The organism is Leucobacter iarius (assembly GCF_039530105.1).
In the GTDB taxonomy this organism is placed as follows: Bacteria; Actinomycetota; Actinomycetes; order Actinomycetales; family Microbacteriaceae; genus Leucobacter; species Leucobacter iarius.
On the sequence record NZ_BAAAOB010000005.1, the window covers coordinates 177,700 to 190,816 of the forward strand.

A 13,117-nucleotide genomic window follows, 5' to 3' on the forward strand; every position below is an offset into this window, starting at 1 on the left:
CGGCCCCGGGCCGCGAACGACGGAGGGCCCGCAGGCATCGCCTGCGGGCCCTCCGTCGTTCGCGCGGGAGCGTCAGTTGGCGGGAGTCGACTCCGCGCCGGACTTCGCGTCGGCGGCCTTCTCGGCGGGGGCCGAGAACTTCGCGATCTGCTCCGCCGTCAGCACGTAGGGACGGTATTCCTTGAGCGAGCCGTCGAGCACGGGCACCCGATGCTGCACCTCGGCCGAGCCGGGGGTCGACAGGTAGGCGTCGACGAGCGTGCCGGCCTTCGCCTCGGGGATCTTCACGAGCACCGGGGTCTGCTCGCCCTCGGGATCGCCGAACTTGGTGGTGCCCGCGGGCACCTCGAACTCGGAGGTGGCGACCTGCTGGCCGTCGGCCATGAACGAGATGGTCAGCTGCTGCGCCTTCTCGCCGGCGTTGATGCCGGTGAAGACGACGTTCTGCTGCTCGCCGCTCTCGTCGGCGACCAGCATGAGGTTGCGCACCTCGACGCCGTTGACGTTGGCGTCGACCCCGTCGCTCGGCGCGTACTGGATCAGCGTGTCCTGCGCCGCGATCAGGCTGCAGCCGGTCGCGCCGAGGGTGAGCGCCGCCGCGAGGGCGATGGATGAGGCGATCCGAATCTTCAAGGAGATCCTCCGAAGCGATGGTGGTCGAGTCCCTGCCCGCTCCGCGAGCAGTTTGGAACCATCCTACCGCCAGCTCGCAACTCGATGCAGCTTAGGCTGCCCTTACTAGCGGTATGTCGGTGTGGTATTCTAGAGGTTGGAACACGAAGGAGCCACTCCATGCAATTTGAGGTCGGAGAGACTGTCGTCTATCCCCATCACGGCGCGGCCAAGATCATCGAGGTCAAGACGCGCAAACTGGGCGGCGAAGAGAAGCTCTTCCTCAAGCTCCAGGTAAACCAGGGCGACCTGACCATCGAGGTGCCTGCAGAGAACTGCGATCTGGTCGGCGTCCGCGACGTCATCGACCAGGAGGGCCTCGAGCAGGTCTTCGAGGTCCTGCGCGCCCCGTTCACCGAGGAGCCCACCAACTGGTCCCGCCGGTACAAGGCGAACCTCGAGAAGCTCGCCTCGGGCGACGTCATCAAGGTGTCCGAGGTCGTGCGCGACCTGTGGCGCCGCGACCAAGAGGTCCGCTCGCTGTCCGCCGGCGAGAAGCGCATGCTGGCCAAGGCCCGGCAGATCCTCGTCTCCGAGCTCGCGCTCGCCGAGAAGACCGACGAGGACAAGGCATCCGAGATGCTCGACGAGGTGCTGGCCTCCTAGGTCCGCCCCGTCGAACGCAGAACGCCCCGCTCCGAGCGGGGCGTTCTGCGTTTCCGGGCGGACCCGAGCCCGGGAGGACCCCCGCGCGGTACCCTGACCCCATGGAACGCTCACCGCTCGCGAACGAGCACCCCGGGACCGGCGGCACCCCGCACCCCATCGGCAGTCTCGGTGTGGTGCTCGTCGGCGCCGGCAACGGCACCCGGCTCGGCGCGGGAGTGCCCAAGGCCTTCGTCGAGATCGGCGGACGCACCCTGCTCGAGCACGCGCTCCGAGCGGTGACCGCGCTCCCCCACGCCGGGCACATCGCCGTGGTCGTGCCGGCCGACCGCGCCGCCGAGGCGCTCGAGCTGCTCGATGCCGCGCTCCCCGACGACTGCACCTGGTCGACCGCGGTCGTCCCCGGCGGGCGTGAGCGCCACGAATCGGTCCGGTTCGGGCTCGACGCGCTGCCCGACTCGGTGACGACGGTGCTCGTGCACGATGCGGCCCGCCCGTTCGCGAGCCCGGAGCTGTTCGATCGCGTCGCCGCCGAGGTGCTGCGGACCGGATCCGCGGTGGTGCCCGCGCTGCCCGTCGCCGACACCCTGAAGCGGGTCGGCGCCGACGGCATCGTGCGCGAGACGGTGGATCGCTCCGCCCTCGTCGCGGTGCAGACGCCGCAGGGCTTCCCGCGCGAGCTGCTCGCCGCCGCGCACGCGACCGCGCAGCTGCAGGACGGCGATCCGGCGCGACAGGAGGCGCCGCCGACCGACGACGCCGAGGTCGTGCAGCGCGCCGGCGGAACCGTGCGCACGGTCGTCGGCGAGCAGCGCGCCCACAAGCTCACGACCCCCGAGGATCGGGCGATCCTCGGGGCGCTGCTGGCCGCGCTCGACGGCGCGGCAGACGGCGCGCACGCCGCACACGCCGCGGGCGCCGCGGGCGCGCGATGATCCGCGTCGGCACGGGCGTCGACGCGCACGCCTACGCTCCGGATGCGCCCCTGCGACTCGCGGGCCTCGACTGGCCGGGCGAACCCGGGCTCTCGGGGCACAGCGACGGGGACGTCGCGTGCCACGCCGTCGTCGACGCGCTGCTCTCGGCCGCAGGCCTCGGCGACATCGGCGGCCTCGTCGGCGTGGATCTGCCCGGCACCGAGAACGCCGACAGCACCGGCTTCGTGCGCCTCGCGCTCGATCGCCTCGGGGCCGAGGGCTGGCGCCCGGTCAACATCTCCGTGCAGATCGTCGGCAACCGGCCCAAGTTCGCGCCGCGGCGGGCCGAGGCCGAGGCGCGCATGAGCGCGCTCGTCGGCGCACCCGTGAGCCTCGGCGCCACGACGAGCGACGGCCTCGGCTTCACCGGTCGCGGCGAGGGGATCGCGGCGATCGCGACCGCCCTCATCGAGCGCGACTGACTCGGGCCGACAGGCCCGGAACGCAGCGGACCGGGCCGGGGTCGCGCTTCCTCAGACGGAGAGCGCGACCGCGACCCGGTCGATGCGTACGGTCAGCGGCCCTGGCTGGCGACCGCGGCGGCGCCGGCGGCGGCGGCCTCGGGGTCGAGGTAGCGGCCGGGACCGGTCGGGCGGCCCGCGTCGTCGATCTCGTAGACGAGCGGCATGCCCGTCGGGATGTTGAGACCCGCGATGTCGTCGTCGGAGATGCCCTCGAGGTGCTTGACGAGCGCGCGCAGCGAGTTGCCGTGCGCCGTGACGAGCACGGTGTTGCCCGCGTTCAGATCGGGCACGATCGCGTTCTCCCAGTACGGGACCATCCGCTCGATGACGTCCTTCAGGCACTCGGTGCGCGGCTTCTCGCCGTCGATGCCGTCGTAGCGGGGATCGTTCGCCTGCGACCACTCGCTCGCGTCGTCGAGCACGGGCGGCGGGGTGTCGAAGGAGCGACGCCACTCCATGAACTGCTCCTCGCCGTACTTCTGCAGCGTCTCGGCCTTGTCGAGCCCCTGCAGAGCGCCGTAGTGGCGCTCGTTGAGGCGCCAGGAGCGACGCACCGGGACCCACATGCGGTCGGCGCTCTCGAGCGCGAGGTTCGCGGTCTGGATCGCGCGGCTGAGCACGGAGGTGTGCAGCACGTCGGGCAGCAGCCCCGCCTCGGCGAGCAGTTCACCGGCGCGCGCGGCTTCGCCGCGGCCCTGCTCGGTGAGCCGCACATCGACCCAGCCGGTGAACAGGTTCTTCTGGTTCCATTCGCTCTGGCCGTGGCGAAGCAGGATCAGCGTGTTCGTCATGCCCCAAGTCTAGGCGAGCGCGCGACCGGATTCAGATGCGCGGCAGACGGGGAACGCCGCGCGTCGCGCCGGCGTCCGCGGGGACGATCGTCTCCTGCGCGGCCGCGACCGATTCCGGCCCCTCGCCGATCCGGACCTCGAGCGCCGCGTCCTCGGGGACCGAGCGCTTGAGCAGCGCGAGCGCGATCCCGCCCCACTCGTGGTGCAGGCCCGCCCGGGTCACCCGGCCGACCGGTCGCGCCTCGGCTTCGTCGGACTCGCCCGCGCGGAAGACGAGCGCGCCGCCCTCGGGCAGTTCGCCGGCGGAACCGTCGAGGTGCAGCAGTACGAGGCGCCGCGGCGGGTGGCCGAGGTTGTGCACCTTCGCCACCGTCTCCTGCCCGCGGTAGCAGCCCTTGTTCAGGTGCACGGCGGATCGCAGCCAGTCGAACTCGTGCGGGATCGCCCGCTCGTCGAGCTCCGCAGCGGACGGACGCGCCGCACGGATCTCGAGCGCGTCGAGCGCGGAGAGCCCGGCCGCGCGGATCGCGGTGCCGTCGATGAGCGCGGCGACGCGTTCGAGCTCGGCGCGCGGCACGACGAAGCGGATCGCGTTCCAGCCCTCGCCGGGGTGCCGACCCGCGTACTGCGCGCCGCCGTGCGCGAGCTCGCCCCACGGATCGCGCCACACGGCCGCGGCGATGCCGAGCTCGTCGATCGCGGACGCCGCGGGGCCGTCGCCCATGGCGAGCACGGTCGCGAAGTCGGCGCTGCGATCCTCGATCTCGACGCGCAGCGCGAAGCGCATGCGGAGCAGGAAGGCCAGCAGATCGGCGCCGCGACCGGGATCGACGAGCAGCCAGAGCCGCTCCCCGACGTCGACGACGCGGATGGGCTGCTCGATGCGCCCGTTGGGATCGAGCAGCAGGGTCTCGGCGGACTCGCCCGGGCGCAGGCCGATGAGGCTCTGGCTCGTGAACGAGTGCACCCAGCTCAGGCGATCGGGACCCGAGACGGTGAGGACCTCGTGATGGCCGAGATCGACGATCGCGTCACCGGCCTCGAGCGCCCGCTGCTCGATGAGCGGGGCTCCGTAGTGCGCGGCGACGCCGGATTCCGACGCCTCGACGGCGCCGGGAAGTCGCAGGAAGCTGCTGGGCACGCGGCCTAGCGCTGACCCTTGAACAGCTTGTAGACGACGGTGCCGGCCACCCACGCGATGGAGAGCGAAGCCAGGCCGAGCAGTCCGAGGAAGAAGAGTTCGAGAGCGAGCATGGCCCCATGCTACCAGCGCGGAGGAGCCCCTCAGCCGACGAGCAGGCCGATGAGGTCGATCACCGCGATGACCACCACCGAGCCCGCGACGCTGAACGCGGTGCGCGTGATGAACCCCTCGCGCTGAGCGGTGCCGAGCTGCAGGGCGAAGGTGACGAGCGTGCTCGCCCCGATGGCGAGCGCGAGCCAGGCGAAGCGCTGCTCGGCGTCGTGCTCCAGCACGGTCACGAGCACGCCGATGACGGCGGCGACGGCCCAGGCGATGATCAGCCTCGGCAGGTGCCAGGAATGCACTTCGTCGGTGTCGCTCACCCGGCCATTGTGGCACAGCGCTCCGCCTAGGATGGAGGGGTCTCGATCGCCGCGGCAGAGGGGAGCGCACCGATGCAGCTGCTCTGCCTCGCCGACCAGGACCCGGCCGACGCGCTCCCGGGCGTGGAGCTGCTGGCCCACGAGCTGCGCGCGGCACCGCTGTCGATCGAGCCGAGCCCGAGCCTCGCGTCACGGTCCGACGCCGTGCTCATCGACGGCACCCAGCACCCGCGGCTCGCGCGCAGCGCCGGGCAGGCCCTCGCGTCGAGCACCGCGACCCCGGTGCTGCTCGTCATCGCGGAGTCCACGCTCACCGCCGTCACGACCGAGTGGGGCGTCGACGACGTACTGCTGCCGACCGCCTCCCCCGCCGAGATCGACCTGCGCCTGCGCCTCGCCTGCGAGCGCGCGCAGCGGCGCGGGGCGGGCACTGCCGAGACGGGCGCCACCGGCCTCCGCATCGATGAGGAGACGTTCACCGCGCGCCTGCACGACCGACCGCTCGATCTCACCTACAAGGAGTTCGAGCTGCTGCACTTCCTCGCCGCGCACCCCGGGCGCGTGTTCACGCGCGAGCAGCTGCTCAGCGACGTCTGGGGCACCGACTACTTCGGCGGCACGCGCACGGTCGACGTGCACGTGCGCCGGCTGCGCGCGAAGCTCGGCGAGCACGACTCGCTCATCGGCACGGTGCGGGGCGTGGGCTACGGCTTCGCGCGCGAACCGCAGGACACGGAGGACGGCGAATGAGCACCGAGATCGATCCGGGATCCGCGGGCGGCTGGGCCGCGGTGCGCGCACTGCTCGACGCGGCCGAGCGCGCCGACGGCGCCGCCCCCGTCTCGGACCAGGCCGTCGCCGGTGCCGCGCAGGGGCATCGCCGGGTGCTCGCGTTCGGCGCGGATCCCGAGACGTCTCCGGAGGCGGTCGGCATCGTGGGTGCCGGCGAGCTCGACCTCGTGGTGCGCCCCGATGCGCGCGGTCGCGGCGTCGCGACCGCGGCGCTCGCCGAACTGCTGGAGCTGCCCGAAGCGAGCGGCGAGCTGCGCGCCTGGGTGCACGGCTCGAACCCCGCGGCAGAGGCGCTGCTGGGCGCGGCCGGGTTCGCGCCGGTCCGCTCGCTCCACCTGATGACGCTCGATCCCGCGCGCCTTCCCCAGGACTCCCCCGACCCCGCCGCACCGATCCGCGCCGCGGGGTTCGCGAGCCCGGCGACCGATCCCGCCGACGCGGCCCAGCTCGCCGAGCGGGTCCGCGTCAACGCCCGCGCCTTCGCCGACCACCCCGAGCAGGGCGCCATGACCGCGGACGACTTCGCGTTGCTCGCGCGCGAGCCCTGGTTCGCGGCCGACGACGTGCTGCTGGCCGCCGACGCGTCGCTTCCGGGAGCGCCCCTCGCAGGCTTCGCGTGGGTCAAGACCGTGCGCGGCGGCGGCGAGGTCGAGTGCGAGCTGTACGTGCTCGGCGTCGATCCGGCGTACGCCGGCCGCGGGCTCGGCCGCGCGCTGCTCGACGCGACCCTCGCGCGCATGGCCGCGCACCGCCCGCACCGGGTCTCCCTCTACGTCGACGGCACCAACGAGCGCGCGATCCGCCTCTACGAACGGGCCGGCTTCGCGCTCGAGCGCGAGAGCCGGCAGTGGCTGCGCCGCGCGACGCCGGGCGACACCGCGGAGAACTCCTCGTGAACGGCGGGTGCCCGGCCGACCCCGAGTGACAGAATGGGGAGCATGAGCGACGACACCCGCCACCAGACGGACGCGATCCTGCACGCCGAGACCGACGACCTGCCGGCCGACCGGTATCTCGATCGCGAGCTCAGCTGGCTCGCCTTCAACCAGCGCGTGCTCGAGCTCGCCGAGGATCCGACCGTGCCGCTGCTCGAGCGGGCGAACTTCCTCGCGATCTTCGCGTCGAATCTCGACGAGTTCTTCATGGTGCGCGTCGCGGGCCTGAAGCGCCGCATCGTCACGGGCCTCGCGGTCCCCACCAACGTCGGCCGCGCGCCGACCGAGGTGCTCGCCGAGATCAACCGGACCGCTTACGAGCTGCAGCTGCGCCACGCGCGCTGCTTCGCCGAGCAGGTGCAGCCCGGGCTCGCCGAGGCCGGGGTCAAGATCGTCGACTGGGACACGCTCGACGACGCCGATCACGCGATCCTCACCGAGTACTACGAGCAGCACATCTACCCCGTGCTCATGCCGCTCGCGGTCGACCCGGCGCACCCGTTCCCCTACATCTCGGGCCGCGCGCTCAACCTGTCGATCCGGGTGCGCAACCCGCGCACCGACAAGGTCGAGTTCGCGCGCCTCAAGGTGCCGCAGATGATCCCCCGGTACGTGCGCGTCGATCGCCGCGAGTCCGCCGAGGACGTGCGCTTCATCTCGCTCGAGGAGCTCATCGCGAATCAGCTCGACGGCCTCTTCCCCGGCATGGAGGTGATCGATCACCACGTGTTCCGCGTGACCCGCAACGAGGACGTGGAGATCGAGGAGGACGAGACCGAGAACCTGATCCAGGCGCTCGAGAAGGAGCTGCTGCGCCGCCGCTTCGGCCCGCCGATCCGCCTCGAGATCTCGGACGACATGGACGAGGCAACCCTCGACCTGCTGGTGCGCGAGTTCGACATCGACGAGGAGCAGGTCTACACGCTGCCCGCGCCGCTCGACCTCGGCGGTCTGTTCGCCGTGACCCGGATCGAGCGCCCGGATCTCAAGTTCACCCCGCACATCCCGGTGACCCACCCGCAGTTCCGCCCCAACACCCCGAGCGACAAGCCCGACGTGTTCCGGGCGATCGCGCGCCGCGAGGTGCTCGTGCACCACCCCTACGAGTCGTTCGCGACCAGCGTGCAGGCGTTCGTCGAGCAGGCCGCGACCGACCCGGACGTGCTCGCCATCAAGCAGACCCTCTACCGCACCTCGGGCGACAGCCCCATCGTCGCCTCGCTCATCAAGGCGGCCGAGGCCGGCAAGCAGGTGCTCGCGCTCGTCGAGATCAAGGCCCGCTTCGACGAGGAGGCCAACATCACGTGGGCCCGCAAGCTCGAGCAGGCGGGCGTGCACGTGGTCTACGGCCTCGTCGGTCTCAAGACCCACTGCAAGCTCGTGCACGTGATCCGCGAGGAGCAGGGCCGCCTGCGACACTACTGCCACATCGGCACCGGCAACTACAACCCGAAGACCAGCCGCATCTACGAGGACTTCGGCCTGTTCACGTCCTCCGACGAGGTCGGCCGCGACGTGACCCGCCTCTTCAACGTGCTCTCGGGCTACGCGATCGAGACGCAGTACGACCGGCTGCTCGTCGCCCCGCTGCAGCTCCGCCAGGGCCTGCTCGACCGCATCGAGCGCGAGGCCGAGCACGCGCGCGCCGGGCGCCCGAGCGGCATCAAGCTCAAGGCCAACTCGATGGTCGACGAGTCGATCATCGACGCGCTCTACCGCGCCAGTCGCGCCGGTGTACCGATCGAGATCTGGGTGCGCGGCATCTGCTCGATCCGCGCGGGGGTCCCCGGGCTGTCCGAGAACATCCGGGTGCGCTCGGTGCTCGGCCGATACCTCGAGCACTCGCGCATCTACGCGTTCGAGAACGCGGGCGACCGCGAGGTCTACATCGGCAGCGCCGACCTTATGCACCGCAACCTCGACCGCCGCATCGAGGTCCTCGTGCGCCTGCTCGACCGCGAGCACCTCGCCCGCATCGACCGCTTCTTCTCGTTCGCGTTCAGCGACGAGGTCTCGTCGTGGCGCATGCTGCCCGACGGCAGCTGGTCGCGCCGCGTGGTCAGCGAGGAGGGCGAGCCCCTGCCCGATCTGCAGGACCTCGTGATGGTGGATCGCGCCGAGGCGCGGAGCCGGGGAGCCCGATGAGCGCTGCGGCGCCGAACCCGATCCTCGCGGCGGGCACGGTGTGCTGGCGTCGGGTCGTGCGCTCCGACGGCCGCGAGCAGCTCATGGTGCTGCTCATCCACCGCACCAAGCAGCGCGACGTGTCGTTCCCCAAGGGCAAGCTGGATCCCGGCGAGAGCATGCCGCAGGCCGCGGTGCGCGAGACGCACGAGGAGACGGGCCTCACCGTGCGGCTCGGCGCGAACCTGGGCACGATCCACTACCGGATGCCCGGCAACGGCGAGAAGACCGTGCAGTACTGGGCCGCCGAGGTGACCGAGCAGGCCGTGCAGGCGTCGACGTTCCGCCCCAACAAGGAGGTCGCGGCGCTCGAGTGGGTGCCGCTGAGCAAGGCGCGCAAGCGGCTGAGCTACCCCGCCGACCGCGAGATCCTCGACGTGTTCCAGCGCTTCGCGGATCGCGACGCCACTGAGACCTTCTCGGTGATCCTGCTGCGGCACGCGAAGGCCGAGCCCCGCAGTGCGATGTTCCCCGAGGACCGCACCCGCCCGCTCGCCGACGCCGGCGAGGACCAGGCCGAGAACCTGATCGCCATGCTCGACTCGTTCGGACCCAAGCGGATCCTCTCGTCGAACGCCGAGCGCTGCATGCGCACGGTCGCTCCGCTCGCGCACCACCTGCGCAAGACGGTCCGCGTGCACGAGGGCCTCAGCCAGGAGGCGTGGGACGCCGGCAGCACCGACGAGCTCCGCAGCATCGTCGGCAAGGTCGTGCGCAAGGGCAAGAACACGATCATCTGCACCCACCGGCCCGTGCTGCCCGATGTCGCGCGCGAGCTCGCGCTGGCCACCGGCAGCCTGCCCGGCGATTACCTGCAGGAGGCCGCGGCGCTGCCCCCGGGCGGCTTCTCGGTCTTCCACTTCTCGCGCACCCACCCCGGTGCCGGGATCCTCGGCGTCGAGGTCTACCCGGTTCGGCACTGAGCGGACCGGAGCCCGGCGCCTCGTGCGCCTGCGACTCGGGCGCATCCGGCCGCACCACAGGCGCTTCATCGAATACTCTGGGGCGATGAACACCGACGGCGTCGATGACGACCTCCCCTTCGGGCTCGTCGTGAACCCGTTCTCGGCGCTCGGCCGGGGCAAGCGCGCCGCCGTGCGCACGGCGCGCGCGCTCGCCGCGCGAGGCGTGCGGGTGGTCCCGATCTCGGGGCGCGACGCTGCCCACTGCCGGGAGCAGCTGCGCGCCGCGACCGGCACCGGACTGCGCGGCCTCGTGCTCGTCGGCGGCGACGGGATCCTCGGCCTCGTCCTCCAGGTCCCCGAGGCGCGTCGGCTTCCGCTGGGGATCGTACCGGCGGGCAGCGGCAACGACTTCGCCCGGCAGTTCGGGCTCCCGCACGACCCCGTCGCCGCAGTCGCGCGGATCCTCGCCGCGGAATCGGCGCCGCGAGCGGTCGACCTCGGCGTGGTGCTTCTGCCCGACCCCGAACGGCCCGGGCAGAAGCGCGAGCACTGGTTCGCCGGAGGTCTGTCCGTCGGCTTCGACGCGGCGGTGAACCGCCGCGCGAACGCGATCCGACTGCCCCTCGGCCCGTTCCGCTACCACCTCGCGCTCATCGTCGAGGTGCTCGCCATCGCGCCCCGCGCCTTCTCGGTGCGGTGGAGCCGGAGCGCCGACGCCGGCCAGGATCCGGCAGGCCGACGCGCGTTCACGGGGCTCCTCGCGACCGTGATGAACATCCGGGCGATCGGCGGCGGGATCCCGCTCACGCCGCAGGCGGAACCCGACGACGGCGCGCTCGACCTGCTCATGGTCGACGCGTGCAGCACGGTCCGGCTCCTGAGCGTGCTCGGGGTCCTGGCCCGCGGTCGGCACGCCCGTCTGCCGGAGGTGCGCATGGAGCGGGCCGAACGGGTCGGGATCGAGGCCGGGTCCGAGATCGCCTACGCCGACGGGGAACCGGTCGGCGTCGGCCCCTTCGAGGTCTCGGTCGCCCCCGGAGCCCTGCGACTGCTCGCCTGACTCCGGGGACCCCGCGGCCCCGCCGTCAGCGCCCGGTCACCAGCATGTCGGCGAAACCCGCGACCTTGAGGCGCAGCTCGTCGATGCGCTGCACGCGCGCCGCGGCGACGTCGTAGCCCTCGTAGGCGGGCGGCGGATCGTTGCGCACGTTGTGCGAGCACTCGAAGTCGCGGCAGATGAGGGTGCCCACCGTCGCACCGCGACGACCGGCCTCGCCGACCCGGCGGGCGCTCCAGAAGACGACGTCGTTCGGCAGGCGCACGTCGCGGCACCAGCTGCACATGGCGCGCGACCGCGGCGCGGCATCGGCCTGGCGCAGCACGACCCCGACCGGGTCACCGTCGAGCGACGGCAGCACGACGTAGGCCCGCTTCGCGAACTTCGGGTCGCGCCACCCGAGGAAATCGAGCGCGTCCCAGGCGACGGCGTCGAGGAAGTCGGGCAGCACCGCGTCCTTCGTCTCCTTGCGGGAGGCGTTGACGAACGACGAGCGGATGGTGGATTCGTTCAGGGGAAGCATGATCGACTGCTTTCGGTCGTGCCCGGCACGGTCGCGGCGACCAGCGCGTCAGCGGCGCCGCCCGCGCGTGCGGGGCGAGTGATTTTCTGGCTCGGCGAGATCGCCGCACGCGCGGAGCACGGCGGCGAGGGCGGGGTCCTCACCTGCCCCCGACGGCGATGCCGACGGGGACCTCCGTACGCCCGAGGGCACTGCCGAACCGAATGATCACGGCACGAGTCTAGCCGCGGCCCCGCTCGCCCGGCGAGGATCCGTCCGCGGTTCCCAGCTCCCGCGGACGTGCGCCCCGCAAGTTGTCCAGGTCGCCGCACCACCGGAAACCGCGCGGGATCACGCGCCTCTCGACGGGCGTTCACCTGCTGTTCACCCGACGGCAGATCGCTCGTCACATGCGCTGCCTACCTTGGGAACCGAGGCATCCAGCCCGCGGCGCCCCGGCGCCGGTTCATCAGAAGAAATGGACAGGATCTGACTGTGAAGATCTCTCCCGCGATCAAGATCGCAGCGATCGGCGGCATCGCCGCGATCGCGCTGACCTCCTGCGCTGCCAACGAGTCGGGCGGGACCAGCCCCTCCGAGAGCGCCTCGAAGTCGAACCTCTCCGGTGAGCTCAACGGCGCCGGCGCGTCCTCGCAGGATTCGGCGCAGCAGGCCTGGATCGCCGCGTTCCAGAAGGCCAACGACAAGGTCACCATCAACTACGAGCCCTCCGGCTCGGGTGCGGGCCGCGAGACCTTCCAGCAGGGCGCCAGCGCCTTCGCCGGTTCCGACCGCGCGTTCAAGGTCGACGAGATCAAGGCCGGCCCGTTCAAGGGCTGCGCCACCGGCACCGGCATCGTCGAGGTCCCCGCCTACATCTCGCCCATCGCGATCATCTTCAACGTCGAGGGCGTCGATTCGCTCAAGCTCGACGCGTCGACCGTCGCGAAGATCTTCTCGGGCAAGATCACCAAGTGGAACGATCAGGCGATCGCCTCGCAGAACCCCGACGCGAAGCTCCCCGACACCAACATCACCGCCGTGCACCGCTCCGACAAGTCGGGCACCACGGGCAACTTCACCGACTACCTCGCAGCCGCGGGCGGCGCCGACTGGGCCGCCGGCTCGGTCGAGGAGTGGCCGAAGGAGCTCGGCGGCGAGGGCGCATCGGGCACCTCGGGCGTCGTGCAGGCCGTCACCAAGGGCGTCGGCACCATCGGCTACGCCGACGCGTCGAAGGCCGGCAAGCTCGGCACCGTCGAGATCAAGGTCGGCGACAAGTACGTCAAGTACAGCCCCGAGGCGGCTTCGGCCATCGCCGAGCACTCGGAGCTCGAGACCGGTCGCACCGCGAACGACCTCGCCGTCAAGATCGACCGCACCTCCGACAAGGAGGGCGTGTACCCGATCGTACTCATCAGCTACCTCATCGGCTGCGAGCAGTACGCGGACGCCAAGAACGCCGAGCTCGTGAAGTCGTACTTCGGCTACGTCACCGGCGAAGAGGGCCAGAAGGCCGCCGCCGAGGCATCGGGCAGCGCCCCGCTCCCCGCGACCCTGGCCGCCAAGGTCAAGACCGCGGTCGACGCGATCAAGTAACGTGCAGAGGGCGGCCGGGACACGATCCCGGCCGCCCTTCGCGCCGTTCTCACCAGTATTCGAAGGA

The 13,117-nt window shown here is 71.8% G+C and carries 14 protein-coding genes; 9 read left to right on the forward strand and 5 right to left on the reverse strand.

Going from position 1 to position 13,117, the window contains the following annotated elements; all coding sequences use genetic code 11:
• Nucleotides 1–72: 72 nt before the first annotated feature.
• Nucleotides 73–633, reverse strand: a complete 561-nt coding sequence (locus ABD169_RS15105; RefSeq protein WP_344033460.1) for a DNA modification methylase — start codon at nt 631–633, stop codon at nt 73–75.
• Between the two features lie 159 nt (nt 634–792).
• On the opposite strand from ABD169_RS15105, the gene ABD169_RS15110 reads away from it, so the two are divergent.
• The 3 genes from ABD169_RS15110 (at nt 793) to ispF (ending at nt 2,677) form a co-directional block, all read left to right on the forward strand.
• Entirely contained in the window at nt 793–1,278 is a 486-nt protein-coding gene (locus ABD169_RS15110; RefSeq protein WP_046454009.1) for a CarD family transcriptional regulator, read from the forward strand.
• Between the two features lie 101 nt (nt 1,279–1,379).
• Nucleotides 1,380–2,213: a 2-C-methyl-D-erythritol 4-phosphate cytidylyltransferase gene (gene ispD, locus ABD169_RS15115; protein ID WP_344033461.1), complete on the forward strand. Its 834-nt coding sequence runs from the start codon at nt 1,380–1,382 to the stop codon at nt 2,211–2,213.
• Nucleotides 2,210–2,677: a 2-C-methyl-D-erythritol 2,4-cyclodiphosphate synthase gene (gene ispF / locus ABD169_RS15120; RefSeq protein ID WP_046454011.1), complete on the forward strand. Its 468-nt coding sequence runs from the start codon at nt 2,210–2,212 to the stop codon at nt 2,675–2,677. Before ispD ends, ispF begins: the two co-directional genes overlap by 4 nt.
• 92 nt (nt 2,678–2,769) lie before the next feature.
• On the opposite strand, the gene ABD169_RS15125 is transcribed toward ispF, so the two are convergent.
• The 3 genes from ABD169_RS15125 to ABD169_RS15135 form a co-directional block, all read right to left on the reverse strand.
• Entirely contained in the window at nt 2,770–3,510 is a 741-nt protein-coding gene (locus ABD169_RS15125) for a phosphoglyceromutase (RefSeq protein WP_046454012.1), read from the reverse strand.
• Between the two features lie 31 nt (nt 3,511–3,541).
• On the reverse strand, nt 3,542–4,651 hold the full coding sequence (gene ygfZ, locus ABD169_RS15130) for a CAF17-like 4Fe-4S cluster assembly/insertion protein YgfZ (RefSeq protein WP_344033462.1): 1,110 nt from the start codon (nt 4,649–4,651) through the stop codon (nt 3,542–3,544).
• A 143-nt stretch (nt 4,652–4,794) separates the two neighbouring features.
• Nucleotides 4,795–5,076, reverse strand: a complete 282-nt coding sequence (locus ABD169_RS15135) for a hypothetical protein (protein ID WP_231580762.1) — start codon at nt 5,074–5,076, stop codon at nt 4,795–4,797.
• Nucleotides 5,077–5,148: 72 nt separating this feature from the next.
• On the opposite strand from ABD169_RS15135, the gene ABD169_RS15140 reads away from it, so the two are divergent.
• From ABD169_RS15140 to ABD169_RS15160, 5 genes are all read left to right on the forward strand, one after another.
• Nucleotides 5,149–5,826: a winged helix-turn-helix domain-containing protein gene (locus ABD169_RS15140; RefSeq protein WP_046454015.1), complete on the forward strand. Its 678-nt coding sequence runs from the start codon at nt 5,149–5,151 to the stop codon at nt 5,824–5,826.
• On the forward strand, nt 5,823–6,764 hold the full coding sequence (gene mshD / locus ABD169_RS15145; RefSeq protein WP_344033463.1) for a mycothiol synthase: 942 nt from the start codon (nt 5,823–5,825) through the stop codon (nt 6,762–6,764). The genes ABD169_RS15140 and mshD overlap by 4 nt, the downstream gene beginning before the upstream one ends.
• Nucleotides 6,765–6,806: 42 nt before the next feature.
• Nucleotides 6,807–8,948, forward strand: coding sequence for an RNA degradosome polyphosphate kinase (locus ABD169_RS15150; RefSeq protein ID WP_344033464.1), 2,142 nt, complete (start codon nt 6,807–6,809; stop codon nt 8,946–8,948).
• Nucleotides 8,945–9,910: an NUDIX hydrolase gene (locus ABD169_RS15155; RefSeq protein ID WP_046454018.1), complete on the forward strand. Its 966-nt coding sequence runs from the start codon at nt 8,945–8,947 to the stop codon at nt 9,908–9,910. The genes ABD169_RS15150 and ABD169_RS15155 overlap by 4 nt, the downstream gene beginning before the upstream one ends.
• Before the next feature lie 85 nt (nt 9,911–9,995).
• A complete protein-coding gene (locus tag ABD169_RS15160; RefSeq protein WP_344033465.1) occupies nt 9,996–10,952 on the forward strand; it encodes a diacylglycerol/lipid kinase family protein in 957 nt (318 codons plus the stop codon).
• A gap of 25 nt (nt 10,953–10,977) precedes the next feature.
• On the opposite strand, the gene ABD169_RS15165 is transcribed toward ABD169_RS15160, so the two are convergent.
• On the reverse strand, nt 10,978–11,472 hold the full coding sequence (locus ABD169_RS15165; protein ID WP_344033466.1) for an FBP domain-containing protein: 495 nt from the start codon (nt 11,470–11,472) through the stop codon (nt 10,978–10,980).
• A gap of 474 nt (nt 11,473–11,946) precedes the next feature.
• Here ABD169_RS15165 and pstS point away from each other — a divergent pair, with 474 nt between their 5' ends.
• Complete coding sequence (gene pstS, locus ABD169_RS15170) at nt 11,947–13,050, forward strand: phosphate ABC transporter substrate-binding protein PstS (protein WP_344033467.1); 1,104 nt, start codon at nt 11,947–11,949, stop codon at nt 13,048–13,050.
• Nucleotides 13,051–13,117 lie beyond the last annotated feature (67 nt).

What these genes read in the sequence shown, in the direction of transcription:
- mshD (WP_344033463.1), top strand. Translation starts at nt 5,823, where the DNA reads ATGAGCACCGAGATCGATCCGGGATCCGCGGGCGGCTGGGCCGCGGTG.
- ABD169_RS15150 (WP_344033464.1), top strand. Translation starts at nt 6,807, where the DNA reads ATGAGCGACGACACCCGCCACCAGACGGACGCGATCCTGCACGCCGAG.
- ispD (WP_344033461.1), top strand. Translation starts at nt 1,380, where the DNA reads ATGGAACGCTCACCGCTCGCGAACGAGCACCCCGGGACCGGCGGCACC.
- ABD169_RS15155 (WP_046454018.1), top strand. Translation starts at nt 8,945, where the DNA reads ATGAGCGCTGCGGCGCCGAACCCGATCCTCGCGGCGGGCACGGTGTGC.
- ABD169_RS15165 (WP_344033466.1), bottom strand. Translation starts at nt 11,472, where the DNA reads ATGCTTCCCCTGAACGAATCCACCATCCGCTCGTCGTTCGTCAACGCC.
- ispF (WP_046454011.1), top strand. Translation starts at nt 2,210, where the DNA reads ATGATCCGCGTCGGCACGGGCGTCGACGCGCACGCCTACGCTCCGGAT.
- ABD169_RS15160 (WP_344033465.1), top strand. Translation starts at nt 9,996, where the DNA reads ATGAACACCGACGGCGTCGATGACGACCTCCCCTTCGGGCTCGTCGTG.
- ABD169_RS15125 (WP_046454012.1), bottom strand. Translation starts at nt 3,510, where the DNA reads ATGACGAACACGCTGATCCTGCTTCGCCACGGCCAGAGCGAATGGAAC.
- ABD169_RS15140 (WP_046454015.1), top strand. Translation starts at nt 5,149, where the DNA reads ATGCAGCTGCTCTGCCTCGCCGACCAGGACCCGGCCGACGCGCTCCCG.
- ABD169_RS15110 (WP_046454009.1), top strand. Translation starts at nt 793, where the DNA reads ATGCAATTTGAGGTCGGAGAGACTGTCGTCTATCCCCATCACGGCGCG.